Source organism: Kitasatospora sp. NPDC050543 (genome assembly GCF_044457565.1).
In the GTDB taxonomy this organism is placed as follows: Bacteria; Actinomycetota; Actinomycetes; order Streptomycetales; family Streptomycetaceae; genus Kitasatospora.
Genome location: NZ_JBITGZ010000036.1, coordinates 13,289 through 37,761, shown reverse-complemented (window position 1 = coordinate 37,761; position 24,473 = coordinate 13,289). Strand labels below are relative to the sequence as shown.

22 protein-coding genes and 3 pseudogenes are annotated in these 24,473 nt (G+C 70.4%); 15 read left to right on the top strand and 10 right to left on the bottom strand.

The window, feature by feature from the left end; all coding sequences use genetic code 11:
- Positions 1 to 46: 46 nt before the first annotated feature.
- The 4 genes and pseudogenes from ACIBH3_RS30540 to ACIBH3_RS30525 all read left to right on the top strand — a co-directional run.
- Entirely contained in the window at positions 47 to 784 is a 738-nt protein-coding gene (locus tag ACIBH3_RS30540) for a DUF4232 domain-containing protein (RefSeq protein WP_396315343.1), read from the top strand.
- Positions 785 to 841: 57 nt separating this feature from the next.
- On the top strand, positions 842 to 970 hold the full coding sequence (locus tag ACIBH3_RS30535; protein ID WP_396315342.1) for a hypothetical protein: 129 nt from the start codon (positions 842 to 844) through the stop codon (positions 968 to 970).
- Positions 971 to 1,262: 292 nt separating this feature from the next.
- Positions 1,263 to 2,108, top strand: coding sequence for a hypothetical protein (locus ACIBH3_RS30530; protein WP_396315341.1), 846 nt, complete (start codon positions 1,263 to 1,265; stop codon positions 2,106 to 2,108).
- A 47-nt stretch (positions 2,109 to 2,155) separates the two neighbouring features.
- Positions 2,156 to 2,356, top strand: a pseudogene (locus ACIBH3_RS30525) (hypothetical protein); the annotation flags it as partial.
- Here the strand turns inward: ACIBH3_RS30525 and ACIBH3_RS30520 are convergent.
- Positions 2,328 to 2,519, bottom strand: coding sequence for a hypothetical protein (locus ACIBH3_RS30520; protein ID WP_396315340.1), 192 nt, complete (start codon positions 2,517 to 2,519; stop codon positions 2,328 to 2,330). The pseudogene ACIBH3_RS30525 and the gene ACIBH3_RS30520 sit on opposite strands and share 29 nt — an antisense overlap.
- Before the next feature lie 205 nt (positions 2,520 to 2,724).
- Entirely contained in the window at positions 2,725 to 3,216 is a 492-nt protein-coding gene (locus ACIBH3_RS30515) for a hypothetical protein (RefSeq protein ID WP_396315339.1), read from the bottom strand.
- Positions 3,217 to 4,073: 857 nt separating this feature from the next.
- Between ACIBH3_RS30515 and ACIBH3_RS30510 the strand changes: the two genes are divergently transcribed.
- The 3 genes from ACIBH3_RS30510 (at position 4,074) to ACIBH3_RS30500 (ending at position 5,803) form a co-directional block, all read left to right on the top strand.
- The gene (locus tag ACIBH3_RS30510) at positions 4,074 to 4,322 is read left to right on the top strand and encodes a hypothetical protein (protein ID WP_396315338.1); all 249 of its coding nucleotides are present in this window, start codon (positions 4,074 to 4,076) and stop codon (positions 4,320 to 4,322) included.
- On the top strand, positions 4,319 to 4,666 hold the full coding sequence (locus tag ACIBH3_RS30505) for a type II toxin-antitoxin system PemK/MazF family toxin (protein ID WP_396315337.1): 348 nt from the start codon (positions 4,319 to 4,321) through the stop codon (positions 4,664 to 4,666). The genes ACIBH3_RS30510 and ACIBH3_RS30505 overlap by 4 nt, the downstream gene beginning before the upstream one ends.
- Positions 4,667 to 5,506: 840 nt before the next feature.
- Positions 5,507 to 5,803: a hypothetical protein gene (locus ACIBH3_RS30500; RefSeq protein WP_396315336.1), complete on the top strand. Its 297-nt coding sequence runs from the start codon at positions 5,507 to 5,509 to the stop codon at positions 5,801 to 5,803.
- Positions 5,804 to 6,284: 481 nt separating this feature from the next.
- Here ACIBH3_RS30500 and ACIBH3_RS30495 read toward each other — a convergent pair whose 3' ends face one another.
- Positions 6,285 to 8,357 carry a HelD family protein gene (locus ACIBH3_RS30495; RefSeq protein WP_396315367.1) on the bottom strand — a complete coding sequence of 691 codons (2,073 nt, stop codon included), beginning with the start codon at positions 8,355 to 8,357 and terminating at the stop codon, positions 6,285 to 6,287.
- A 483-nt stretch (positions 8,358 to 8,840) separates the two neighbouring features.
- Here ACIBH3_RS30495 and ACIBH3_RS30490 point away from each other — a divergent pair.
- From ACIBH3_RS30490 to ACIBH3_RS30480, 3 genes and pseudogenes are all read left to right on the top strand, one after another.
- Positions 8,841 to 9,820 (top strand): annotated as a pseudogene (locus ACIBH3_RS30490) (IS1380 family transposase); the annotation flags it as partial.
- Between the two features lie 496 nt (positions 9,821 to 10,316).
- Positions 10,317 to 11,546: an IS110 family transposase gene (locus ACIBH3_RS30485; RefSeq protein ID WP_396315366.1), complete on the top strand. Its 1,230-nt coding sequence runs from the start codon at positions 10,317 to 10,319 to the stop codon at positions 11,544 to 11,546.
- A 22-nt stretch (positions 11,547 to 11,568) separates the two neighbouring features.
- Positions 11,569 to 11,952: pseudogene (locus tag ACIBH3_RS30480) on the top strand (transposase); the annotation flags it as partial.
- 308 nt (positions 11,953 to 12,260) lie between these two features.
- Here ACIBH3_RS30480 and ACIBH3_RS30475 read toward each other — a convergent pair.
- A complete protein-coding gene (locus tag ACIBH3_RS30475) occupies positions 12,261 to 13,376 on the bottom strand; it encodes an FAD-dependent oxidoreductase (RefSeq protein ID WP_396315335.1) in 1,116 nt (371 codons plus the stop codon).
- A 78-nt stretch (positions 13,377 to 13,454) separates the two neighbouring features.
- Between ACIBH3_RS30475 and ACIBH3_RS30470 the strand changes: the two genes are divergently transcribed.
- Positions 13,455 to 14,135 carry a TetR/AcrR family transcriptional regulator gene (locus tag ACIBH3_RS30470; RefSeq protein ID WP_396315334.1) on the top strand — a complete coding sequence of 227 codons (681 nt, stop codon included), beginning with the start codon at positions 13,455 to 13,457 and terminating at the stop codon, positions 14,133 to 14,135.
- A 532-nt stretch (positions 14,136 to 14,667) separates the two neighbouring features.
- Here the strand turns inward: ACIBH3_RS30470 and ACIBH3_RS30465 are convergent.
- Positions 14,668 to 14,898, bottom strand: a complete 231-nt coding sequence (locus ACIBH3_RS30465) for a GAF domain-containing protein (protein ID WP_396315365.1) — start codon at positions 14,896 to 14,898, stop codon at positions 14,668 to 14,670.
- A 390-nt stretch (positions 14,899 to 15,288) separates the two neighbouring features.
- Positions 15,289 to 15,732: an ester cyclase gene (locus ACIBH3_RS30460; protein ID WP_396315333.1), complete on the bottom strand. Its 444-nt coding sequence runs from the start codon at positions 15,730 to 15,732 to the stop codon at positions 15,289 to 15,291.
- Positions 15,733 to 16,208: 476 nt separating this feature from the next.
- Between ACIBH3_RS30460 and ACIBH3_RS30455 the strand changes: the two genes are divergently transcribed.
- Together ACIBH3_RS30455 and ACIBH3_RS30450 are read left to right on the top strand one after the other, a co-directional pair.
- Positions 16,209 to 17,015 carry a thioesterase family protein gene (locus ACIBH3_RS30455; protein ID WP_396315332.1) on the top strand — a complete coding sequence of 269 codons (807 nt, stop codon included), beginning with the start codon at positions 16,209 to 16,211 and terminating at the stop codon, positions 17,013 to 17,015.
- Positions 17,016 to 17,071: 56 nt separating this feature from the next.
- Positions 17,072 to 17,560 (top strand): SRPBCC family protein, encoded by a 489-nt coding sequence (locus ACIBH3_RS30450; protein ID WP_396315331.1) that lies wholly within the window; start codon positions 17,072 to 17,074, stop codon positions 17,558 to 17,560.
- Positions 17,561 to 17,855: 295 nt separating this feature from the next.
- Here the strand turns inward: ACIBH3_RS30450 and ACIBH3_RS30445 are convergent, their stop codons facing one another.
- Positions 17,856 to 19,193, bottom strand: a complete 1,338-nt coding sequence (locus tag ACIBH3_RS30445) for a PLP-dependent aminotransferase family protein (RefSeq protein ID WP_396315330.1) — start codon at positions 19,191 to 19,193, stop codon at positions 17,856 to 17,858.
- Positions 19,194 to 19,281: 88 nt separating this feature from the next.
- Here ACIBH3_RS30445 and ACIBH3_RS30440 point away from each other — a divergent pair, with 88 nt between their 5' ends.
- Positions 19,282 to 19,905 carry a DJ-1/PfpI family protein gene (locus ACIBH3_RS30440; RefSeq protein ID WP_396315329.1) on the top strand — a complete coding sequence of 208 codons (624 nt, stop codon included), beginning with the start codon at positions 19,282 to 19,284 and terminating at the stop codon, positions 19,903 to 19,905.
- 739 nt (positions 19,906 to 20,644) lie between these two features.
- On the opposite strand, the gene ACIBH3_RS30435 is transcribed toward ACIBH3_RS30440, so the two are convergent.
- Genes ACIBH3_RS30435 through ACIBH3_RS30425 form a run of 3 tightly spaced genes read right to left on the bottom strand, consistent with a single transcriptional unit; the run spans position 20,645 to position 22,051 of the window.
- Positions 20,645 to 21,502 carry a class I SAM-dependent methyltransferase gene (locus ACIBH3_RS30435; protein ID WP_396315328.1) on the bottom strand — a complete coding sequence of 286 codons (858 nt, stop codon included), beginning with the start codon at positions 21,500 to 21,502 and terminating at the stop codon, positions 20,645 to 20,647.
- Between the two features lie 23 nt (positions 21,503 to 21,525).
- Positions 21,526 to 21,870, bottom strand: coding sequence for a VOC family protein (locus tag ACIBH3_RS30430; RefSeq protein WP_396315327.1), 345 nt, complete (start codon positions 21,868 to 21,870; stop codon positions 21,526 to 21,528).
- A 1-nt stretch (position 21,871) separates the two neighbouring features.
- A complete protein-coding gene (locus tag ACIBH3_RS30425) occupies positions 21,872 to 22,051 on the bottom strand; it encodes a CopG family transcriptional regulator (protein WP_119990337.1) in 180 nt (59 codons plus the stop codon).
- Between the two features lie 80 nt (positions 22,052 to 22,131).
- Here ACIBH3_RS30425 and ACIBH3_RS30420 point away from each other — a divergent pair, with 80 nt between their 5' ends.
- Entirely contained in the window at positions 22,132 to 22,344 is a 213-nt protein-coding gene (locus ACIBH3_RS30420; protein ID WP_396315326.1) for a hypothetical protein, read from the top strand.
- Positions 22,345 to 24,473: the final 2,129 nt, after the last annotated feature.

Here is a 24,473-nt window from a genome sequence, read left to right as displayed (position 1 = left end):
CCGATCGACGCTCCACCCGAGCGCATGCCGAAAGGGGCACGACCACATGTCCGTCCGCACCTCCCGCACCCGTCTGATCACCGCCGCCACGAGCGTCGCGCTCGCCGCCTTCTCGATCACCGCGTGCAGCGACACCGGGGACACCAAGACGGCAACCGGCCCGTCGCTCAGGACCACCGCGCCCGCCACGGCGCCCGCCTCACCCACGGCCCCCTCGATGTCCGCCGCCGCCCCGTCCGCCAGCACCGGTGGCACCACCGGCAAGGCCCCGGCCACCGCGCCCCAGTCCACCGGCCCGAAGCCCGCCACCAGCACCCCCACGCCGAAAACCCCCGCAGCCCCCGCGGCCGCCAAACCGACCACCTGCGAGGGCTCCAACACCAAGACCACCGCCGCCCCGCTGAACCGCCCCGTGAACCACATGCTGCTCACGGTCACCAACACCGGCTCCGGCATCTGCTACCTCTACGGCTACCCGGCCGTCCAGTTTGGCGAGGCCCAGTCCGTGCCCCCCGTCATCACCGATTCGAAGCCGCAGGCCGTCGTCACGCTCAAGCCCGGCGAGTCCGGCTACGCCTCCGTAAACCTGTCCTCCACCGACGGCAGCAACAGCTCGAACGGCCACACCGCGACGCCCCTGACCGTCTACTTCCACGGCCCCTCCGGCAACGAGAGCGTTGGCGCGGGCGCCCACCCGTCGCTGCCCGCGCAAGGTGCCTACGTGGACGAATCCCTGAAGGTCACCTACTGGCAGCAGTCGCTGGACGACGCCATCTCCTGGTGACACCGGCGACACCCGAAGAGTCACCAGCGCCCCGGCCCGGAAAGCAGGCAACCCATCATGCACAGCACGTCCCGCAGGATCGTCCGGCTCCTGGCCGTCTACGTCGGCACGGCCTTGCGGATCCTCGTCCTCGGTGGTCCGGACGACCCGGACCTCTCGCGGGAAGCCGGCGTCACCCGGCGCTGACGCCTGACAGTGATGATGTTCCCCGGGAGGGTGCGCCAGGACGGCCGGGCGCGGCGCCGCAAGCTGTGGTGCCTCACGGGCCAGCCACCGCGAGGCCACCAACCTCCTGCCGCCCGGCACGAAGCTGTCGGCGCTGCGCCCGGAGGAGGAGAGCGCCGGCGACGACGAGCACGCCCTGGGTGTCGTCGCCTGCGCCGGGCACCTGGTCCGCGCCGGCCACGGCTCCCCGCTGACCCTCACTACGGAGGTCCGCCACGCGCTGCCGGGCGGTCAGGCCCGGTACGCCGACCTGGTGCTGCGCGACCCCGGCAGCGAGGTGCCGGTGCTCCTGGTGGAGGTCGACCGCGACAACATGACGGTGGGCCAGCTGGTCGAGAAGATCGCCTCCTACACCGCGTGGTGCGAGCTGCTGGCCAAGGGCGCCGACAAGGTCAAGGCGAAGGCCGCCCGCCGCGGCGGCCCGGCCGTCCACGCCTACCAGCACTGGACCACCGTCTACCCGGTGACCGGCCACGAGGGACCCGCCCGTCGCCCTGATCCTCACCCTGGCCGCAGGCGCGCCCGCCCGGGTGACAAGCCGCCCACCGAGGCCGAGCTCGCGGCGAAGGCGGAGCTGGACCACGAGCGGCTGCTGCGTCGCCTCGATGCGGTGGAGGCCGGTTCCGAGGCGTACTGGGGCCCGCGCCCGTACCCATGGGAGGGGGTGAGCGCGGGCAACTACCACCGGGCGCTGCCGGTGGTCGCCACCACGCTGCGGCTGCTCGAGGCCGAAGGCGCCGACGGCCCGGTGCGGCGGCGCTTCGGCCGAACCGGCCTGCACACCCTCACGGCCGCGCTCGACAACCCGGACGGCGACCGGCTGCTCGCCGTCGACCGCAAGGCCGCCGCCGAGACCCGCCGGGAGCGGGAGGCCGCCGATTGCGAGGCGCAGCGTCCGGCCTGCCGCCGTTGCTCGGTCAAGCTCACCGACGGCGAGTGGAACCGGGCCTGGTCCGGCTGGGGTGACGGGCTGTGCGACGACTGCCGGTCCAGGCAGGCCGAGCAGAAGCGGGCGGAGCGCGAGCGGGCAGACGCGGAAGCCGACGCCGCTGCTTCGGCGGCGGCGAAGGCCGGCGGCTCCTGGTGGCGCCGCTCCTGACCCGGGCCCCGGCCCGGTCGACGTCCTCGGCCGGGCCGGACCGCAGGCTGCGCGGCATTCGCCACTGCGAACGGTCCCGGCGCTTCTACGAACGCAAGCGCGCCGAGGGCAATCGGCACATCCAGGCTGTCCTCGCCCCGGCCCGGCGCCGGGTCAACGTTCTGTGGGCTCTGATCCGCGACAGGACGCTCTACAGACCCGCGGAGATGACTGCGGAGCTCATTCGGGCAGCAGGCGCTCCAGCATGAACTGCGTTTCGGCGTCGGGGTCAATGATCAGTGACTGGACGCGGTAGCGGCGGGACGGAAGTTCGAGTCGCAAGAGTTCCGGCCTCTCCGTAAGGCTGCCGCAGTAGCTGGCGATCCGGTCTCCGCTGTAGCTCGCGTCGGTCAGCATGTCGAACATCGGCATCGACCGAACGTCCGATTCCCGACCCAGAACATCACAGGTCGATCAAACCGGCATATACAACCATCTGCTGCCGGGGCATTCGCCGCAATCGGTACTCCGGTCGCAGATCGCCGCCCGCGGGTCCATTTGACGGCTTTCCGAAGTCATGCAATGCCAGAAGCCATCACACCCTGACCAGCCCTATCCCTCGACTGGTCGGCGGGTGTCAGTGCCAGGACGTGCAGATCGTCTTGCCGCCATTGGTCCGGACCGCGCACGCACGGATCGTCGCGGTGTTCGGCCAGTAGTACATGTTCCCGTAGTTGGAACCGTAGGTCTGGAAGAGCCCGAGCCACTGCTGCCAGGTCTTGCCGCCGTCGTAGGAGCGGTCTATCCACCCCTGGTAGAGGCCACAGCCCGAGGCGACTTGGAGGCGTGCCCACGCGTACCAGTAACCGCTGTTACGGCCCGAACGAAGCTGCAGCGTTGCGCAGCCGGGGTCGTTCCTGTCGGCGTCGGTGTCTGTGCGGTCGAAGGAGAAGGTTCCGGGGTCGGCGTCGTCGCACTTGTAGCCGGACCCACAACTCAGAGCGGCGACGGCCGGGGCCGCCGTGTCCGTGACAGGCTTCGCGTCGAGGGTCTTCGCGGACGCCGTGCCGGCCAGCGGCATGAGCACCATGCCGAGGGATGCCGCGACGAGTCCCAACTTCTTGATCACGATCGCTGTCCTTCCGTTGCCCAGTTCCTGGGATGAAAGGAACATGACAGCAGCCCGTGCCGACCCGGGGGGCGAATGCGTAGGACTGTCTGACTATCGCCAAACTGTGGCCGGATCGCCGCGCTCGACGCGAACGGGGACCGGTGATCGCTCTTCAGCTCACAGGCCAGTTAGTACTCCGGCTGTAGATCTTGATCTTTCTGTTCTGTGGCCGTGGACCTTGAGCGTGCCAGCGAGATTGGAGCGAGGTAGCGCATTGCAGGGGTGTCGCTTTCCAAGGGTGCTTGGCAGGAGGCTGCGCAAGCCGGTGTCGGCGCTGCCGTAGGGCGGTCTGATGTTCGATCGGCTTGAGATCAGGGTGCTGCCGCTTGGGCGCCGGTTCGCCGCCCAGGTGCGGTTTCTGGGTCAACGGCGAGGATGTCGCGGAGTCCGCCGTCGGCGAGGGAGGCCGTGGTCCGTACGCGGTCGATGTGCTGCCTGCCGATGGCCTCGGTCCACTGCGTGCGACCGGCGAGCCGCGACGCGTGGAGCTGGGGGAGCCCGAGTGCACAGGCGGTTGCTGCGGTTTCCTGTCCGTGGTCGTGCAGCGGTTCGGGAGCATCGTGCAGTGGTCGGACTGGGAGATTCCGGACATTGAGACGACGCGGCCGCTGGAGTTTCACCTCGACGCCGACGAGTACGACGTTGAGCTGGCTCGCGCTGAGGCAGACCGATGGCAGACCCACACATAGCTCAGCATCGGCGCCGTACCCGGCCCGGCCGGCCAGGGATCGATCGCCACTTGTCCCTCCGGGTGGCTGTTCAGCCGTTCCGGGCAAACACCGGGGGGCGGTATACCTGTGGGTAACCTGTCTGGTATGACGTTGACGACGATAAAGGTCCAGAGCGATGTGCGGGACGACCTCGCCCGCCTGGCGGCCGACGACCTCGGCGGGGTGACGCTGAACGCGGCGGTGGCGCACCTGATCACCGAGCACCGCAAGGCCGCCGTCCTGGCCGCCTACGCCCGCCTGCAGGCCGACCCCGAGGCCTGGGCCGACTACGAGAACGAACTCGACGAGTGGGACGGCGCGGCCGGCGACGGCCTCGGCGGCGGTGAGGCGTGAGCCGCAAGTCCACCCCCTGGCAGGTCTGGATGGCCGACCTCTCCCCGGTCATCGGCTCCGAGCAGGCCGGCCGACGCCCCGTCGTCGTCGTCTCCTCCCCGTTCTTCGCGTCCTTCCCCACCGCCATGGCCATCGTCGTGCCCCTCGCCACCCAGGACCGCGGCCTGCCCCACCACGTCCCCGTCACCTCCGCCCAGTCCGGCCTCAACCGACCCGGCTGGGCCCGCACCGACGACGTCCGCACCATCTCCGAACTACGCCTCACCGGCCGCCCCCTCGGCACCGTCACCGACAAGGAAGCCGCAGACATCCGCGCCTACCTGCGCCTGATGCTCGATATCTGACACCGCCGCTCGGCCCCTCCGGAGCTTGCGCGGCCAGCTGCGGGCTGGTGGGCGTCAGGCGCTGAGCAGCCGGCCCCGCACCGACCAGTGCGGGCCCGGCTCTTGGGTGTGCGGGGTGTGTGGGCCCGGGGCGCCTCGCACGGGTGGTGAGCTGTGGCGGCGTAATGTGGAGGTGATGGCGGGGCCGCGCTTTCGGAGCCATTCACGCGGACCCGAACCGGTTCAGGAGGGTGTTTAGCGACCCCTGGTCGGGGACTTCCTGCAGTCCCCGAGCCTGGACCCGGCGCTTCTGCCACCTGCCGCCCGCCTACCCTGTTGGCTGCCCTTGGTCCGGTCCGGCCCGTTCGTCCTGCGGTGCGGACTCCTGCTGGGCCTGGTCGCCGAGCCTGGGACGGTGGTGGCCTGCTGCGCCCGTGCTGCCCGCTCGCGGCCGCCCTGGTCGTCCGGCTTCCCGGGTGCCCGTGGACCGGGGTGTGGCCCCTGTGCGCTGTCTGCCCCGGGTGCTGCCGGGATGGTGCGGTGCCGTGGGGTGGTCCGTCGCCTGCTCCCGCCGTTCCCGCTGTCCGGGCCCGCCGCTGTGCCGGGGCGTGCTCCGCCCTGCCGCCTGGCGGGCCCGCTCACCGTGCCCCTCCCGGGTGCCGTAGGTCCGGGTCCGGGGTTGCAGTACCGGCGGAGGAGCCCCCGGGGTCGGGGGTCGTCAACCCGTGTCGTGCCGGGTTCAGTCTTCCGGGCTGGTTGCCAAGGTGGTTCGTGTGAGATCAACCGTTGGTAGGAGCCGGACCGACTGAGGAGACCTGATGATCGTTAAGTGCCTGCGTACCGGAGCCACGATGGTGGGGCGTGCTGCTTGCCGCCGGTGCCTTCGGCCTGGCGGCGGCGTCCACGGCCGCGGCGGCGACCACGCAGGTGGTGGCCGGGCCCCAGAGCGACCCCGGCAAGACGTCGCGGGCCACCTGTCCGGAGGGCACCCACCTCATCGGCGGTGGCTACGACTGGTACCCGGCGCTCAACAGGGGCGGAGGGATCATCGACGGCGAGGCCCTGATCGCCAACGGGCCCAACCAGGACGGGAGGGCGTGGGTCACCCAGGCCCGGCTGGGACAGACCAAGGCCTGGGCCATCTGCGAGACCGACTGACCGGCCTGAAGCCCATAGCTGACAGCCGAACCGGTGGGCCCCTTTCTCCACGGAGGGGCCCACCGGTGCTTCGGCCGCACGGGCCGCGACGGTGGGACACCTTCGCGGCCGTGCGAGGCCGGCGCCCCACCCTGGGCCGTCAGGCCCCGGCACCCGGCGGGTCCGGCCGCCAGGCCGCCAGCCTCCTTCGCCTGGAACCAGGGTGGTGGGGTGGCCCGGGTCTGCTCCTCCTCGGGCCGCTGCCCCCGCCCCGCCTCCGTGCCGTTGTACCCACCCGTCGGGGCCGTCGAGCCCCGCCCCACCGGCCACCGGTTTGCCCTGCGGGTTTCTAGGCAGGGGATCTGAACGTCGTCGGCTTGGACCAGGCCGCGTGATGCCGGGTGCGGCCAGGAGTGGTGAGGCGGCGAGCAGCCCCGTGCGCGCGGGCCGGTGTCTGTACCGCGCCGGGTGCGCCCGCGGCGACGACGCGGGCGCCGAGTCGTCAGGCGGGCTGGACGGTGATTGTGCAGAGGCGCTTGGTGGCCCGGGTCAGGGCTACGTACAAGTCCCTTTCCCCACCGGGGCGGGCCGTGATGATTTCCTCGGGGTTCATGACGACGACCCCGTCGAATTCCAGGCCGCGTGCTTCGGACGCCGGCACGATGCGTGCGTGGTGAGCGATGCCCTGGGCCGTCAGCTCGCTCACCCTGGTGTCCGCGCAGATCACTCCCAGAAGCTCGCCCGGGTGCGCGGTGCTCTGGGCGCGGAGTTCCTGAACGACGGAGGTGACCAACCCGTCCGGAGGCGTGGTCACGGTGCGAGGGCTCTCACCGCTTCGCAGTGAGCGTGTGGGCTTCTGGTCCGGAGCGATCCGCGTGAGCAGGTCCCGGACGCTCTCCAGGATCTCCTGCGTGGTGCGGTAGCTGACGGTCAGGTTGTGCAGTTTGAACCGCGGTCCGACGTGGGGGCTCAGTGCTTCCTTCCAGTCGCGTGCTGTCGCGACCGGGCCTGCCTGGGCGAAGTCACCCACCAGCGTCATCGCCCTTGCCGGGCAGCGGCGGACGATCATCCGCCACTGCATGGCGGTCAGTTCCTGCGCCTCGTCGACGACGACGTGCCCGTACGTCCGCTCGGGCGGGCCGTCGACCAGGCTCGCCGCCTCGTCCAGCAACGGCACATCGGCATCGGTCCACGGGTCGTCCGGACCGCGCAGCAAAAGGGACCGCTCCTGCGCGGTCAGGCGGGGCAGGCGCTCGGCGAGAGTGCCGGCGTTCGTCAGGAGCGCCTTCACGAGGTCACCGGGTACCAGCCGTGGCCACAACACCTCGACCGCTCGGTCGACGCCGGCGTCGTCGAGGAGATCGGCTCGGATGGCGTCCAGGTCCAGCGCGTGGACCGGACCCGAGTCGGCCGCACCTTCGGCACGGCGCTGGGCGGCTCCCGTGAACCGGTCGAGGTCGATGCCCGTCATCCTTTCGGCATCGGCGTCGATCTGCTCCAGGAGGTCGCCCATGTCTCGTTGCATCGCATCGGTGACGGCGTCGACCAAGAGCTCCCTGAACACCTGGCGCGCGGGGTTGTGCCCCGGTGCGGCTGCCACGGCGGCGTCGCGTGCCGTGGCGACTTCCTCGCCGGACAGGTGAACCAGTTCCCGTCCGACCCGCACGGTGAAGTCACCGGCGGGGGCTTGGTGGACGCGCAGCAGGCCGGCCAAGGCGTCGGCGAGGTCGGAGCTGCCCTTGAGACGCGCCGTATCGCACGGGTCCACCGTGTCCGTGGACACTCCGGCCAGTTCCCGGCAGGTCGCCAGAACGACGTTGTTCTCTCCGAGCGAGGGAAGGACCTGGGAGATGTAGTCGAGGAACCGGGCGTTCGGGCCCACCACCAGGACACCCTCCTCCGCGGCGCGCGGGAACGCGTACAGGACATAGGCCGCCCGGTGCAGGGCGACCACCGTCTTGCCGGTGCCGGGCCCGCCCTGCACCACGGTCACCTTGCGGTGGGCGGAGCGGACGATCTCGTCCTGCTCGGCCTGCAGCGTCGCGACGGCCGCGTGCATCCTGCCCGTACGCCGTGCCGACAGAGCCTCGGTCAACGGGCCGTCCCCCACGACGTCCGCGTCGGTCGGGGCGGTCCCGTCCAGCAGTTCGTCGCTCACCGAGATGACCGTGCGCTCCTCGAGGCGCAGGTGCCGGCGCCGCCGCAGGTCCATCGGGTGGACCGGTGTCGCCTCGTAGAAGGGCCGCGCCGCGTTCGCGCGCCAGTCCACGAGCAGAGGCAGGTCATCCTCCTCCCTATGCAGTCCGATCCGCCCGATGCGCAGGGCCGTGCCATCCGTCCAGTCGATGCGCCCGAATACCAGCCCCTTTTCGGCGCCCTCCAGCCGGCCGATTTCCTTGGCCAGACGCTCGGCGGCGATTTCTCTCTCGTATGCCTCACCGGCGCTGTCCGCCGGGGCCTTCAGCACACTCGCTCGGTGTACTCGCGCCTCGGAAAGCCGCTCGGTGAGCAACTCATACAAGGAGGACACATAATCCCGCTCCGCTTCAACCGCACGCACAGCGGGATCATTCATTTTCGACAACAGGGGGCTCCTTCGATTCGAGCAACACCATACGGTCAAAGTTCCCCAAAGATAAGTCTTGACTTACTTGGTGAAGCTATGGCCCTACGACTGAATCCATGACGGCTGGCCGTATGGCATGCATTCCGCCGTTCCGTATATCGCTCATTGCGCTCCCGATGCCCGCCTGCCTTATCGGCGAGCCCGCCGTTGGATGCCGGCGATGTTTTGCCGCGCTCGGGAAGAGGGGGAAGATCCGGCGAGGCGACCGGCGCCATCGAGCTCACTGCCAGGGGGCATCTGGTCGCTTCGTCTGGCGACCCGACCGAGGAGACGAGCGCAGAATGGGTCAACCTCGGGCTTTCATGAGGCCAGCTGTCCGACGGGTGGTCAGGAAAGCAGAAAGGGCCTCTGACCAGTGAGAATGAGGATTGTTGAGGTCCCTGTTCCCGCTCCGGTCGGAGGCACTATCCAGGTGAGTAGGCGTAGCGGGTCGTACCCGCGTACCCGCGTGTCCGCGTCGAGGGCGGTGGTCGCGGGGCGGTCTCGCAGTCCGGTGCGCTGCTGCTGGTCGAGACCGCCCGCAAGGCAGGGCTGGACGCGGCGATATCGACGGCACTGGCGCCGTGGCGCAAGGCACGGGCTGTCCATGACCCGGGCAGGATCCTGCTGGACGTCGTGCTCGCGGTGGCCCTTGGGTGGGGCCTGCTGGCCGATTTCGCGATGCTGCGGGCCGAGCCCGCCGTGTTCGGGCCGGTGGCCTCCGATCCGACCGTCTCCCGACTGGTCGACGCCCTCGCCTCGGGCCGGGCCCCGTGCACTCGCGGCGATCCGGCGGGCGCGGGCCGAAGTCCGTGAGCGGGTCTGGCGGTCGGCCGGCGAGGCGGCCCCGGATGCGGGCGGCGAGGCGGTCGTGGACATCGACGGCGTGCTGGTCCTCGCGCACTCCGAGAAGCAGGACGCGGCCAAGACCTGGAAGAAGACGTTCGGCCATCACCCGCTGTTCGCGTTCGTCGACCACGGCCGCGAGGGCTCCGGAGAGCCGGTCGCCGGGCTGCTGCGGCCGGGGAACGCGGGCAGCAACACGGCCGCCGACCACATCGAAGCGGCCCGGACGGCTCTGGCCCAACTGCCGAAGAAGTACCGGCGCGGACGCCGAACCCTGATCCGAACCGACTCCGCCGCCGGCACCCACGACTTCCTCAACTGGCGCACCACACGAGGCCGATGGCTGTCCGTTTCGGTCGGGATGACCATCAACGACGCCATCCACCAGGCCGTGCTGAAGATCCCGGCCACGGCTGGACCCGGCCGTCGAACCCGGCGGCCAGGTCCGCGACGGCGCCTGGGCCGCCGAACTCGCAGGCGATGTCCTCACGGGCTGGCCGAAGGGGATGCGGCTGATCGTCCGCAAGGAACGGCCCCACTCCGGAGCACAGTTGCGCTTCACTGACGCCGACGGCATGCGCCTGACCTAATCCGGAGTTAAGAGCGGTCCGGCGGGGCGGGTAGCCGAGCGGACTGTTCGAGTGGTGGTGGGCTGCGTGAGCACCGGACGGACGCCCACGTCTGACCTGGCCTCGACGCCTCGAAGCAGATCGCGCGACGTTCGGTGTCCTCGCGGCCCACCACCACAAGGTGACGGTCTTGATGTCCGGAGGTGCGGACGAATGCCTGGTTTCCACCGGGCGCTGATCGCACCAGCGGAAATTGGCAGCGTCGGGCACTCCGGACATCAACACCCAACACTTGACAACTCGTTGACGTTGGCGGTGCGAGCCCGCATCACGATGACCTCTCGATAAGCCCGAGCCGATTCGAGCTCCCGCATAGACCGAGGCCCGTGGCGTGAGCTGGTGCCACGAACGGCTACTGAGGTGGCGGACCGGCCCTCGTGCTGAGTCCTGGGATTAGGTCGCTGCGTGGCCCGCATGAGCTCGTGACCAGCACAAACCGCACTTGGGAGGAACCTTGATCTACTGCGGCATCGACTGGGCGGAGAAGACACACGACGTCGCCTTGGTCGACGACAGCGGCCAGCTACTGGCCAAGCGCCATATCACCGACGACACCGCCGGCTACCGGATCCTGCTCGATCTGCTCGTCGAGTACGGCGACACGGAGGAATCCCCGGTCCCGGTCGCGATCGAGACGTCCCGCGGCCTGCTGGTGGCCGTGCTGAGGACCGGCAAGCGGCAAGTCTTCGCGATCAACCCAATGGCCGCCGCCCGCTACCGCGACCGGCACTCCGTTTCCCGCAAGAAGTCCGACCCCGGCGACGCCCTCGTGCTGGCCAACATCCTCCGCACCGACATGCACGCCCACCGGCCCCTGCCTCAGGACAGCGACCTGGGCCGCGCCGTCGCCGTGCTCGCCCGCGCTCAGCAGGATGCCACCTGGAACCGGCAGCAGATCTCCAACCAACTCCGATCCCTCCTGCGCGAGTACTACCCCTCCGCTCTGGCAGCGTTCGACCCCTGGCGCAACGGGCTCTGCCGGCGCGAGGCCCACGAGCTCCTCAAAGCAGCCCCGACACCGGCCAAGGCAGCGCGTCTGACCCGCACGCAGCTGCAGGCCGCACTCAAGCGGGCCGGCCGCCAGCGAGGCATCGACGCCGAGGCCGAGCGGCTCCGGGAGGCCTTCCGGGCCGACTGGGCCCACCAGCCGCCGCTGGTCGAGGACGCGCTCGGCAAGCAGACGCTCGCCCTCCTTTTCCAACTGGAGGCCGCCTGCACGGCCGCAGACGATCTCGCCAAGGCGGTGGAGGAGACGTTCCCTCAGCACCCGGACGCTGAGATCATCCTCAGCTTCCCCGGCCTCGGCACGCAGCTCGGCGCCCGGGTGCTCGCCGAGATCGGAGACGACCGCAAGCGGTTCGCCAACGCCCGCGGCCTGAAGGCATACGCGGGCGCCTCGCCCATCACCAGGGCTTCCGGGAAGAAGTCCAGCATCACCCGCAGGTGGGTCAAAAACGACCGCCTCAACCACGCTGGCTACCTCTGGGCCTTCGCCGCCATCACCGCCTCACCTGGTGCCAAAACCCACTACCGCCGACGCCGCGACGACCACGGAGACTGGCACGCCGCCGCTCAGCGCAACCTCTTCAACCGCATGCTCGGACAGCTCTACCACTGCCTCCAAAGCGACACGCTGTTCGATGAACACACCGCCTACCCAACCGAACTCGCTGTCGCAGCTTGACGAGTTACGCGCCTGAGGTGTCTGCTTCGCCACCAGCACCACCGGCGCCCCGATCGCGCACCTGGAGCTGCGGTACCGCCGGCGCGCCCGCGCCGAGGACCGCATCCGCGCCGCCCGCGACACCGGCCTGCGCAACCTGCCCCTCCACCAGGCCACCCAGAACCAGGTCTGGCTGGAGGTCATCCAGATCACGCTCGACCTACTCGCCTGGATGCCCATGCTCGCCCTGACCGGCCAGGCCCGACGGTGGGAGCCCAAGCGCCTGCGGCTGCGGCTGTTCTCCGCCGCCGCCCAGCTCGTCACCACCGGCCGCCGCCGCTACCCCCGCCTGGCCCGCCGCTGGCCCTGGACCGACACGATCACCAGCGCGTTCGCCCGCCTGCACGCCCTGCTGAACCCCGGCTGACCAGCGACATCACCCCATCCCGACGAGCAGCGGACACTTCCGGAGTCGTGGAACCCGGCGCCCACCCGACGCACCAGTCGGGCCCTCGGCATTCCTACAGGCAGAAGTCCCAGCCCGGACAAGCAGAAACGGCCCGCCAGCCGAGCTGACGAGCCGTCATGCAAGATCGAGGTTAAGGACCTCCATGATCTTGGAAGCCGTACGTGCTTCCGTTGCCAGAGCTACCTGCCCGACAGACCGTCACGAACCTGACGTCACGCGACTACGTCGAAGTCCTGGGCCGGTTGCCTCGTCGTATTCGGTTACATTCAGGCAGGTTGGAAGAATGCGAGCATCTTCTGGCTGGCGTCCGGCGACGCCAGGATTTCCTGGACGTGCGCGGACTGTCGGCCGGCAGCGCTGGTGCGTTCGAACATCTCGCGTTCGTACTCTTCGACGGCAGCGGGAAAGTCGTCCGGGTGCGCGGCCAGCGCGAGGCCGAGCAGGGCGCCGTCGAGCAGCGCCATGTTGGCGCCCTGCCCTACCGGCGGCATCAGGTGCGCGGCATCGCCGAGCAGCGTGACGCCCGGCGTCGACGGCCAGGTCAGGCCGACCGGGAGAGTGCTGATCGACCGCGGCAGGATCGTGTCGTCGCAGGCAGCAATCAGTGCGATGACCCGTGGGTCCCAGTCGGCGAACAGGTCGATCAGCCGCACCCGGGTCGCGGCCGGGTCGTCGAACGGGATCCCGCTGGCGGCGAACCAGTCCTCGGCGGTGTTGTGAAAGCTGAGGTAGACGCGTACGCGGCCGTCGCCGTTCCGCTGCGCCGACAAGGATTGCCCGTTGCCGAGCACCCAGTAGTTGCCGCGCCCGACCATCGCCGCGAGGCCGGGGTGGGTGCGGTCGATGTCGGGAATGCCGAGCTCGACGACGTTCTGGCCGGTGTGCGCCGGTCGGGCGTCGGTGAGCAGTGCGCGGACCCGGGAGTTCGCGCCGTCGGCGCCGACCAACAGGTCGTAGGTCGCACCCCTGCCGTCGGCGAAGTGCAGCAGTCCGTTGTCGGCGGATTCGAACGCATGCCCCCAGCGCACCGTGTGTTCGGGGAGGGAGTCCAGCAGCAGGTCGCGCAGATCGGCACGGTCGACCTCGGGTCGCTCGAGCGGTGCGTCGTCAGGCGTGTCCTCCTGCAGCAGCAGGGTGCCGTCCGGCTCGAGGAGGCGCAGATCCTGGCCTTCGGGGCGGGCGATTGCGTGGAACCGGTCGATCAGGCCGGCCTCGCGTATCGCCCGCTGCCCGGTCCCGGAGTGCAGATCGAGCATTCCGCCCTGGCCGCGCGCACCGCGCGACGGTTCGCGTTCGTACACGACGGCGTCGATGCCGTTCACGTGCAGCACACGGGCGAGGGCCAGGCCGCCCAGGCCGGCTCCGACGATGGCGATGGTCATGACTGCCCCCGATTCATCGCATTGATCGATACACTGTATCGCTGATGTCACCGTATCACTCGCGATAGTGTCGGCGACATGTTGGTGTGGGAGAGGCCGGAGCCGCCGGATCGGCCGGTGCCGGCCACGTTGAGCCGGGAGCGGATAGTACGAGCGGCGATCCGGTTGGCCGATGCGGACGGCCTGGAGGCGGTGTCGCTGCGCAAGGTCGCCGCCGCGCTGGGCGTCGGGCCGATGCGGCTGTACGGCTACATCGACACCAAGGACGAGTTGCTCGATCTGATGGTCGATGCTGTCCACGCCGAGATCCGGCCGACCGGAGACGGCTGGCGAGAGGTGCTGCACTCCCTTGCCGAATCCACCCGGAAGGCCGCCCACCGGCACGCATGGTTCGCCGACCTGATCGGTGGGCGCCCGCAGCTCGGACCGCACACGCTGGCCTGCGGGGAGGCCGTGGTGGCCGCAATGGGCGGCGTCGACCTGGACACCGCCGTGCCGGCGATCGCCGCGGTCAATGCGTACGTGACCGGCGCGGTGCGCCGGGAGATCACCGAGCGGCGCGCCGAGCGGGCCACCGGGATGGACAAGGAGCAGTGGCAGGCCGCCTTCGGGCCATATCTGGAGCGGACCTTCGCAACGGGCCGATTCCCGGCGCTGGCCACGGTCGTACGCGATGGCCCTCACCTAGACGCTGACCAGACCTTCCGGACCGGCCTCGACTTCCTCCTCGACGGCATCGAAGCCCGCATCTCAAGCTGACGCGCGGCCAACGGGCCGGACGGGCGCCGCCAGTGGCACCAAATCGACGCTGACGCGTTGCGACGTCGCAACCTCACCAAAGCGCGCGGAAATGGGCGGATCGCTATGAACCGGGCGCCGAGCGACTGCGCCGACGCCCTGAGGTAGCAGTGCCTCCGCCGGGCCGGGAGGATGATCCGGTGACAGATCATCAGGGGCGACCAATGTGGGCCGGACCAGGGCAGCGGACTTCCCGGCGCCGACCTCGCGGGATGGCTGGCAGACCTCAACACCCTCGGGGTCCTGCTGATGTCCTTCCTGCGCAACGAGGACGACCTGTCCTGCTCGCGCCCCTTCTACCCGGACCGTTACGATCTCGCGCTGCTCGCCGACCGCGGCACCGCGGACTGGCACTTCAACGGCGACGGCCACCACATCCTGAAGGTCAAGTACGCCAGCCCCCAGAAGATCCCCTTCCCCGCGGGCAGCCTGGAGTACGCCGTGCGCACCAATGACAGGTGCGGCACGCCCATCACCCTGGACTGGCAGTCCATCACCACCCCGGCCCTCGCCAGCTACCAAGGAAAGCGAGCAGGATGGGACCCACCCCGTCCGGGCCGGCGGCGGCCTTTGAAGGCGGTGCTGCGATCACCGCCGTGCGCAGACAGGTCGCCAGCACCGAAGCGATACGCCGGACCAGGGCGAGTTCCTCGCCGGTGAAGCCCGAGGAGGAGGCCTTCCGGTGCAGGCAGAGCACGCCCCAGCAGCGGTGCCCGGTGACCAGCGCGGCGCGCAGTTCGTCGCCGAGCCCGAGGGGGCCATGACCTCCCGGTAGCGGGCGCTGTCCGTCCGGTTGCCTTCGGTGGCCCGGTCCAACGAGCCGACCGGATCCGCCGCCTGGGCAAGGCCGGCGAACTTGTTGACGTCCGCCCACCCGAACTCGTCGTCGAGGAACAGCGCCGTCGCGGGACCCAGCGGGTCCTCGGCGGTCGCCGAGGTGAACAGCAGGGTCACCGGAACGACGGTCGCGAAGAAGGCCGCCTCCGCCGGTACCACCCGGCGCAGACGGCCAAGAATCTCCGTGCCCGGCTCGGTGGAGTCCAGTCCGCTGCGGCATCGTCGTTCGATGTCGGCGAGTCGGCGTTCCACGGCCGCACCTGCCACAAACACGACTCTACTCCCGACTACCCCGGGCCTGGGCGAGCCCGAGCCGGCGCAGCAGCCCCAGCGTCGAGCCGGCCCAGCGCTCGACGATGCGGCCCTCCCGGAGCCGGAAGATATTGATCCCACGAAGCGTGACGGTGCGCCCGGTGGGCCGAAGATCTCGCCGAGCTGAGTGCCGGTGGCGCTGAAGTTCCACGACCATGTCGTTCTCGGCGACGAGGAAGTCGGTCGTGGAGTGCCAGTCCGGGAAAGCACCGCGGAACAGGGCACCGGCCCCGGCCCTGCGCATGCCCTCACGGCTGGTACCGGAACCGACGGGCGGGTCGTGGTTGAGGAAGTCCTCGGCGAGGTACACGTCGACCGCCGTGAGGTCGCGCTTGGTGAACAGTGCGTCGATGAAGGCACGCACGCTCTCTCGGTTGTCTGCGATTCGAGTCTTCTCGATGGTGTCCATAGCCACACTCTTCGACACCGCCCGCGGCCCCGGTACCCCAAAGAGCCGGGGGGTTTCTCACCACGCACCTGCACCCCGGCACGGATCCGCCCGACATCAGGCGGCCTGCCGAGTACCTGTTTGATGGACGAACGGACATGGTGGTTGACCAGGCCGGGGCCGACGACCGATCGGCGGCGCCGGGCAGGCATGACGACGCCCGCGCTGCTTCTGATCGAGAGCACCGTGGCGACGGTGAGAGCGGGCGACGATAGACGGATCAGACAGCTGCTGCAGATGTTCTACTACTGCCGGGTCCGCTGATCGTCCGTCGGGGCGGGTTTCGCCGGCGTCTTTCACGTGCGTCCTTCCAGGTCGGGGCCGTCACCGTCGCAGGGAGTGCCGAGGACTTCCGAGGAGGGACGGGTGGCCGGAACCCGGGACAGCGGTGGCTACCAGCCAGTAGCCTGCTGCAGGCGACCGACAGGAGACAGACGATGGCCGGAACCGGCAGTGAGGCCGAGGCGTTCTTCGAGCAGCTCTCGCACGAGCGGTTCGCCCCCACCGGGTACACCCGGGGGCCGTGGGACGCGGACAGCCAGCACGCCGGGCCGCCCGCCGCCCTGCTGGGCCGGGCGGTGCTGCTGCGCCGGGGCGCCCGGGAGGACCTGCGGGTGGCCCGGATGACCTTCGAGATCCTGCGGCCGGTGCCGCTGCGGCCGCTGACGGTGGCGACCCGGGTCCTGCGGGCGGGGCGCAGCGTGGAACTGGTGGGGGTCTCGCTGGCGGTGGACGGTGGTACGGAGGTCATGCGGGCGACCGCGCTGAGCATCCGCACGGTGCCCGGCTCGGTGCCCGGGGTCGCGCCGGAGCCCGTGGTGGCCCCGGTCGGGCGCTGTCGGCCGCAGCCGTTCTTCGCCGTGCCCTGGGAGCAGGGTTACCACACCGCCATGGAGTTCCGGTTCGCGGCCGGGTCCTTCCTGGAGCGGGGGCCAGCCGCCTGCTGGCTGCGGATGCGGGTGCCCCTGGTGGCCGGGGAGAAGACCGACCCGCTGGAGCGGGTGCTGGTGGCGGCGGACTCCATCAACGGGGTCAGCAACGAACTCGACTTCACCTCGCACCTGTTCGTCAACCCGGACCTGACGGTGAACCTGCACCGCCATCCTGTCGGCGACTGGGTCTGCATCGACGCCCTGACCGCCGTCGCCCCGGACGGGATCGGCACGGCTCAGGCCGGGCTCCACGACGAGCGGGGCCCGATCGGCCGCGCCTCGCAGAGCCTGTTCGTCGCCGCCCGCGGCTGACGGCACCCCGAGCCCGGACGGGTCCGCCGGGTACCCCTTTCGTCAGGAAGAAGCCGATGTCGCGTCAGTTCGAGATCGAGGAGTCCATCCTGGTCGACGCCGCTCCCGAAGCCGTCTACCGGCTGGTGGCGGACCTACGGGCGATGGGGCGGTGGAGCCCGGAATGCCGCCGGGTCTGGCTGTCGGGGCCGACGGCCCGGCCCGGCACCCGGTTCGTCGGGTTCAACCGGCGGGGCCTGTTCGTGTGGTTCACCACGGGCCGGGTTGCGGTGGCCGCGCCGGGCGCCGAGTTCACCTTCGACGTGGGCGTGCTCGGCCTGCCGATCGCGAGCTGGCGGTACCGCTTCGAGCCCGAGGGCGCGGGCACCCGGGTCACCGAGTCCTGGCAGGACCTGCGCACCGGCCGCGGCGCCCGCGCCGCCGAACTGCTGGGCCTGGTCTTCGCCGGCACCGGCCCCGCGCGCCGCATCGAGGTCAACCGCGCCGGCATCCGCACCACCCTGGCCCGGCTGGCCGCAGCCGCGCCGGGTGCCCCGGCCGCCTGACCCTGGCCCACGGACTCGGGCCGTCCCGCTCCGTGCGACCGGTCGGTGAGCGGCCGCGGTCGTGCCGAGAGACGGCACCTGTGCGGTGCGGCCGACGTCGACCCTGGCGGGCGCGTGGCTCGCTCCTTGCCGCCGGGCCTCCCGGCACCGTCCGCCGGACCTGCCGTCCCGTACCGCGGTGCTCGTCGCACAGCGGCGGAAGACCTTCACCGGGTTCGGTTGTCACGCCTGGAGCTTGTGGCGCCACTTGGCGACCTTGGCCCGGGTTGTCGGGAATCGGCTGGTCGAGTGGAGTTCAGGCGTAGGCGTCCTCGATAGCGACTCGTCGCACTGTGCGCAGCGCCGACTGGAGACTGTCCAGATCGGTCGAGCCGAGTGCGAGGCGGAGCGCCTGTGGTGTGTGGTTCGAGGTGGCAAAGGGCTCCGCCGTGCTTACCGAGATGTGCTGACGCGCGAGGGTGGCGGTCAGGCGATCGGCGCGGGCGTTGTCGGGCAGCGTCAGCCATGTGAAGTAGGACGAGGGGTGGCTGATGAGTGGTAGGCCTGCCAGTTCGTGTCTGGCGAGTGCTTGGCGGGCCTTGGCGTCACTTCGTTTCTGCGCTTCCAAGCGGTCCACGGTGCCGTCCTCGAGCCAGCGGCAGGCGATCGCGGTGGTGAGGGCCGGGGTGTTCCAGGTAGTCACCCGAATCGCCCGCTCGAGCGACGGCGCCCTGGACGGTGGGGCAACGACGAAGCCGACCCGCAGGCCGGTGGCGACACTCTTGGACAGTCCCGAGACGTAGATGGTGATGTCCGGTGCACTGGCAGCCAGAGGTGGTGGAGGATCCTCGACCAGGTAGGCGTACGCGGCGTCTTCAATGATGAGCGGACCGTACCGCCGGGCAATCTCGATCAGACGGGTGCGGTCGGTTGCCGGCATGACCCACCCCAGAGGGTTGTGCAAGGTCGGCATGGTGTAGATCGCGCGCACCGGGCGGGTCGCGCACAGCTTCTCGAGGGCATCGAGATTCGGCCCGTCGGCAGTTGCGGCTATGGGCTCCAGGTCGAGATGAAAGGCATGCGCGAGCACCTTGAAGCCCGGGTAGGTGAGTGCGTCGACCGCGACGACGTCGCCGGCGTTGAGCGCGGCCATGACGGTGATGGCCAGGCCGTGCTGCGCCCCGTTGACGATGAGGATCTGATCCGCGTCGGGGGAGATACCTCGACGCCTCAGGTGCCGCGCGATCGAGGCTCTGTCCTGGGGACGCCCTCGATGTGGTTGGTAGCGCAGCAGCGAGTCGAGTTCACCAGAGGTGGCCACCTCTCGTAGAGCCTGCCGTAGGAGATTGGCCTGGCCGGGCAGCGACGGATAGTTGAAGTTGAGGTCGACCGCATCCGTGGCGACGACTTGCTGATCGCTGCCGTGACCGGCGGGAACGGCGATGTCACGCACGAACGTGCCGCGGCCCTGTTCCCGGCTTACCAAGCCCATCGCTTCCAGCTCGGCGTATACCCGGGTCGCGGTCACCACGGCCATGCCTTCGCTGGCAGCGAGCCTGCGGTGTGTCGGCAGCCGCGCGCCTGCGGCGAGCCGGCCTGTCCGGATGTCGGATGCGAGCGCGTCGACCAGGCTTTTGTACCGCGAGGCTGCCATGCACCGCATTGTATCCATGACAATTCTTTGACTGTCCTGTGCGCGGGTTCTTACCGTCAGGACCCACCCATCCGGAAGGACAGTCGCCGTGCACATCGCCATCCTCACCTTCGAGGGCTACAACGAGCTCGACTCCCTGATCGCGCTCGGTGTACTCAACCGCATCAAGTCCGACGACTGGCGCGTCACCATCGCCACCCCCGGCCCCAAGGTGACCTCGATGAACGGGGTGGTCATCGAGCAGATGTCCACTCTCGAGGAGGCGTGCGCCGCTGACGCCGTCATCGTCGGCAGCGGCATCGCCACGCGGGAGGTCGTCGAAGACCAGGCGATCATGAACATCCTGCGCGGCCTGGACCCCTCGCGCCAACTCATCGCCGCGCAGTGCTCCGGCGCGCTCGTGTTGGCCAAGCTCGGCCTGCTCGACGACATCCCCGCCTGCACCGACCTGACCAGCAAGCCCTGGGTCATCGCCGCCGGCGTCGAGGTGCTCAACCAGCCCTTCTACGCCAAGGACAACATCGCCACCGCCGGCGGCTGCCTCGCCTCGCACTACCTCGCCGCCTGGATCATCGCCCGCCTCGAGGGCCACGACGCCGCCGAAAGCGCACTGCACTATGTCGCCCCTGTCGGGGAGAAGGAGGAGTACATCGAGCGCGCGTGGCGCAACCTGACCCCCTACCTGCCCGCTTCAACGCCGACGCTCGTCTGAAACGACTCAGTCGTAGGCAGTGACCGGCCAGGAAGCCGTGCCCCAGGCAGCCTGGCCGGTCGTTCTCAGCCCGAACACCCAGGGGTGGCGATCTGCCGTTCGATGAGGACGGCGACCGTGTGCTCGGCCCGGCCCGCGCCCGCCCGCGGCCCGCCCGTGGGCCTGGCTCTGACGGTGCGTCCTCCGCCCCCGAGCCGCGCGCCTGTGGGGTCGTCAGGTCCGGCCCCGGCCTGGCGACGCGGCCGGACAGGGGTACCGGCCGAGGGAGGCCTCGAAGCGGCCTCGGCCGCAGTCAGCCATCGCGGGCCGCCGGGCCGCGGCCCGTCCGACGCCGGGCGAGGCGATCGGGAACGAGGCGGGCGGCACCGCACCACCCTCCCGCCCTGTTCCCGCGGAGCCGGCGAACCCGCGCCAAGGGCGACGATGTCGGCGACACCACCCCCGGTGACCTCGCGCCGCTGCAGGTGTCCGGCATGTGCAGCAGCACCAGCTGCGCAGAGTTGTTCGCCGCGCGCTCCAGTTCGGTTTGCTGTCGGCGTACAGCTACGTCCCCAGCCACGTACGGATGAACGCGGCCACTTCTTGATGCGTGTCCAGGACCCTTCCCCGGCACTCTGCTGCTTGGTCGGTGAGGCCACGTGATGAAGGGGCCCGCCGGCATCGCCGCCGGGCGCCGGGCCGCCGCCGAGGCGGACGGCCGGCTGGACCATCCGTGCCCGATTCGACGGGTCGACGAGGGTCAGGTGGCGGCGAGCAGCACGTCCTCTCCGGTCGACGGGCGAAGGCCGTCGGTGCGATCGGTGAAGTAGCGCCCGGCGTGCGAAGCCCCCGACACGTGTCGGGCGTCCGCGAAACCGGATTCGCGGGCGAGGGTCAGCATCTCCTCCGGGGTGTAGAAGCTGATGAACGGCGTTCCGGATGCTCGCGCTCCTTCCCTGCTCGCCTGTAGGCCGGGGCGATCGGCCTCGTCGAGCAGTTCGGGCGGCAGGAGGAAGGTCATCGCGAGTGTGGAACCGGGGGCGAGCCCGGCGACCTGGCGCAGGGTGGCCGCAGTGGCGTCCTCGGTGAGGTACATCGTGACGCCGGTGGACGCGATGAACGCCGGCCGGCCGGGGTCGAAGCCGACGGCAATCAGCTTCCTCAGCCAGTCCTCGCTCGCCTCGAAGTCGACCGGCACCAGCTGCAGCCAGTCGGGGATGCCGTAGCCCAGTTCGACCAACCGACGGCGCTTCCACGCCTGCGGGCCGGGCTGGTCGACCTCGAAGACCCGCAGGCGGGAGGCGGTGTCCGGCCTGCGTTGGGCGAAGGTGTCCAGCCCGGCTCCCAGGATGACGTACTGGGTGACGCCGCGGTCGGCCTGCTCGATGACCAGGTCCTCGATGAACCGGGCGCGGGCTGCCATGGCCGCCCGGAACGCGCTGGTGAGGTACGGGTCCATGTCGGGCCGGCGGCGCCAGTCCTCGTCGGGGGCCGCCAGCCGCAGGCCGATCTCGTCCTCGAACACGTGGGGCGGCCGGTCGACCTGCGCGTGCATCGCCCGCCAGAGGGCGGTCCGCACCGCGGTGCCGTCCGGCGCCGCGGTCGGTTCGTCTGCCATGGTGTTCCCTCTCTTCGTCGCCGTCAGTTCTTGACCGGAGCCTGGAGGCTCCACAGTCGCCCGTCGGGGTCGCGGACCGTCATCAGCCTGGTCCCGAAGTGGGTGTCCTCGAACGGCGTGACCACCTCGACGGCCGGATCGGCACGGAACGCGTCCGCGTCCGGCACCTTCAGCACGACCTGCAGCTGAGGCTCCCGGTCCTCGGGGACCTCCGCGATGAAGACGCAGGGACCGTCGCCGTTGCGGAGTTGGCCGGAGCTGTGGCCCGTCTCGAACTCCAGCTCGTAACCCAGTGCCTGGAAGAAGCGTGCCGCCTTGCCCCAGTTGTGGGTCTCCAGGAACAGGGTCTCGATTCCCTCGGTCGCCATGTCAGGCCTCCTTCTCGGTCGATTGGCGCTCTTGCCCATGGGCGTCGTCGAGGTAGGCACGCAGCGCCTCGGCGACCAGTGCCGACAGCGACATGCCCGACTCGATGGCGCGGTACTTCACCTGCTTGATCAGCCCGATCGGCAGGTACACGTTGAATTGCTTGACTTCCTCATCGCCCACGAGTGCAGCCTAGTTCGTTGCTAGGATGCTAGCAAGGTAGCCCGACCGGAACTGGGCGCGATCCCGAGGTGCTGCGGCTGGTGCTCCGCATCAGCCCGGTGCGTACCGCCGCGCCAGTCTCCGAGGAGCAGGTGCCGGAGCCGGGAATCCTCCGGCAGGTCGCCGGGTATGTGGCCGACGCTGTCCGGAGCCGGCTGCGGATGCGCGCGGCGGGCGGCGGCAACGGGCAAGGCGCGGAGTGCGCCAGGCCGGTGGCCCGGGTGATCGCCGGCGGCGCACGGTGGAGGCGGTGAACACGCGGAGGCCTGCCGGAGGGCTGGGAGCCTGACGACCTGCTGCCGCCGCGGCCGGCGTATCCGGTCGAGCCGTCGTGGCAGGCGTACGCGAACACCCTGGAGCGGATGGCCGCAGTCCGCGAGCCGTGGCTGCGGACGCTCTACCGTCGGTGGTAGCGAGGCGTCAGAGGCACGGCGGACCCGACATCGGGCTGCGGACAGCGTTGGGTCTGTGCCGGGGAGGAGTCCTGGGCCGTTTGGGGTTGGGCGTTTCGGACGGCAGCAGAGGACCGCGGTGGTCCTCTGCGCTGCCGAGGCGAGGACCGGAGTGCCGGTGCAGAATCCGGGAGGTACGGGCCGGCGTCCTCCGGCACGCGCCCGAGGGATGGGTCCAACGTGGCGGTGCACCGGCGGCGCGCTCCCGCCTGCGGCCTGGTCCCGGTGTCGGCCGGGCGGGTGCCGGCAGGTGTGCGGTGCGGGGGACTGGACGGGGACGGGAACGGTCGTCGTTCCAGGTCCGGGTCCGGTCGCTATGGGTGTTCGCGGTGCCGTCTGCGGGAAGGAGGGCGTAGGGCGGTCCCCGGGGACGCCGAGGGTCGTCCGGGTGGCCTTCGAATTGACGGTTCGTCGGAGACGCTTGCCGGATTCCGTCGCACAATTCGTAGTGAATTGCCGGGAGAACAGGCCCGGAGAGAGCGGTTCGGAATTCGGCGGGAATGCCGCCGGGAGAGTGCGCCGGGTCCGTGGCGGTGCCGGTCCTGATACGCCTGGTCGTCCGGCCCGCCGGGTGCCCGCGTGCCCGGGGGAGAGCGAGTTCCTGCTGCTGGTCGCCGGGCCCGGACGGTGGCGGCCGCCTGCTGCTCCCGCCCGCACTTCTCCCCGCCGGGGGCCGGGGCCCGCACCGCCCGCTGTTCCCGGCCGTCGCCGCCCCCGCCCCTGCGGCCGACCGCCGCGTCGGGGCGTTGCTTCGTGCCGCCGCCTGCCGGGTGCCGGGCCGGTGACGGGCGGGGCGGGGATGTGGACAGGGGCGGTGCCGATGATTCGCTGCGACTACAGGCGGGACTGTCCGCTACAGCAGTCCGGCCAGGAACCGCACCGCCAGCACGCATCCGAGCAACAGAAACCCGCCCACGAGCCACAGCCCACGCTCCAGGCGAGGCCGGCCAGACGGTCACCGGCGGTCCGAGGAGCCCCGTCCCATGGTTCCTCCTCCTGGAAGGGTTCCGGAGTGGGAAGCGGGCCTGCGAGATCCAGGCGCAGATGGTCCTCGGAGCAGTACGTACGGCAGAGCACCTCGGCGGCCCGGCGGTCGATCTCCACGGCCAACCAGCCCTCGGGCAAACTCGAGGCGCCTGCCGTGCGCGGTCCTGGGCTCCCGCCTACCGCAGAACTCACAGACCTCCAGATCCTGACGGTCCGTAGGCCCATCCTGCTCAGACGCCCTTCCGCCGGCAGCTGCGGCCGGTTGTCCCGCACGAAGCCGAAAACGGCGCCGCAGACCAGCAGCAGGAGCCAGGTCCCGGTCCGAGAGCCGCGAAAGTGGAAGCGGTGCATCTGCCGATCCTGCCAGGCTCCGCAGGCCGCACACCATTCGTTCCCCGACGGCCCGGCCCGGGGCACCATCCGAGCAAGCCGTCTACGTGTCCAACGGACGCTACAGGTCGTCCCGCTCAACCTTCGAAGCGCAGGGTCACATCCTCCGGTTGTCAACCTTCAGCGGCAAACGGTCGAGATCCGATGCCACAGGCCCGGGGAACTGGTGCCGCTGCTCCCGGACGCGCCTGTGAGGGATCGGTGAGTTGTGGAGTCCCTGGAGCGGCACAACTCCGCACCGGGCGGGTGGCGCAACGGCCGCGGCCCCGTTGCCGGATCCGCCTGCCGGGTGTTCGGCCACCGGGTGTTTGTGCAGGTCGGATGGTTGTCAGTGACTGGAGTGACTGGGCTTCGGGGTGGGTGCCGTGGATGCGTCCGCATCCCGGACGGCCCAGGGCGGCGGTGCGAGGCGGGCGTCGAAGTCGGGGTCCGTGAGGTGGGCTGCCATGACGGCGCGCTGGTCGGGGTGCCGACGAGGGAGCCGGCGAGGGAGCCGGCGAGGCTGCGGAACGTGGTGGCCCGGGTGCCGCCGGCCGGGTCGTCGGTGTGGGCGT

Excerpts from the sequence above, each read along its gene's own strand:
- ACIBH3_RS30540 (WP_396315343.1), top strand. The coding sequence starts at position 47 with ATGTCCGTCCGCACCTCCCGCACCCGTCTGATCACCGCCGCCACGAGC.
- ACIBH3_RS30535 (WP_396315342.1), top strand. The coding sequence starts at position 842 with ATGCACAGCACGTCCCGCAGGATCGTCCGGCTCCTGGCCGTCTACGTC.
- ACIBH3_RS30520 (WP_396315340.1), bottom strand. The coding sequence starts at position 2,519 with ATGCCGATGTTCGACATGCTGACCGACGCGAGCTACAGCGGAGACCGG.
- ACIBH3_RS30510 (WP_396315338.1), top strand. The coding sequence starts at position 4,074 with ATGACGTTGACGACGATAAAGGTCCAGAGCGATGTGCGGGACGACCTC.
- ACIBH3_RS30495 (WP_396315367.1), bottom strand. The coding sequence starts at position 8,357 with ATGAATGATCCCGCTGTGCGTGCGGTTGAAGCGGAGCGGGATTATGTG.
- ACIBH3_RS30475 (WP_396315335.1), bottom strand. The coding sequence starts at position 13,376 with ATGACCATCGCCATCGTCGGAGCCGGCCTGGGCGGCCTGGCCCTCGCC.
- ACIBH3_RS30470 (WP_396315334.1), top strand. The coding sequence starts at position 13,455 with ATGTTGGTGTGGGAGAGGCCGGAGCCGCCGGATCGGCCGGTGCCGGCC.
- ACIBH3_RS30460 (WP_396315333.1), bottom strand. The coding sequence starts at position 15,732 with ATGGACACCATCGAGAAGACTCGAATCGCAGACAACCGAGAGAGCGTG.
- ACIBH3_RS30455 (WP_396315332.1), top strand. The coding sequence starts at position 16,209 with ATGGCCGGAACCGGCAGTGAGGCCGAGGCGTTCTTCGAGCAGCTCTCG.
- ACIBH3_RS30450 (WP_396315331.1), top strand. The coding sequence starts at position 17,072 with ATGTCGCGTCAGTTCGAGATCGAGGAGTCCATCCTGGTCGACGCCGCT.
- ACIBH3_RS30445 (WP_396315330.1), bottom strand. The coding sequence starts at position 19,193 with ATGGCAGCCTCGCGGTACAAAAGCCTGGTCGACGCGCTCGCATCCGAC.
- ACIBH3_RS30435 (WP_396315328.1), bottom strand. The coding sequence starts at position 21,502 with ATGGCAGACGAACCGACCGCGGCGCCGGACGGCACCGCGGTGCGGACC.
- ACIBH3_RS30430 (WP_396315327.1), bottom strand. The coding sequence starts at position 21,870 with ATGGCGACCGAGGGAATCGAGACCCTGTTCCTGGAGACCCACAACTGG.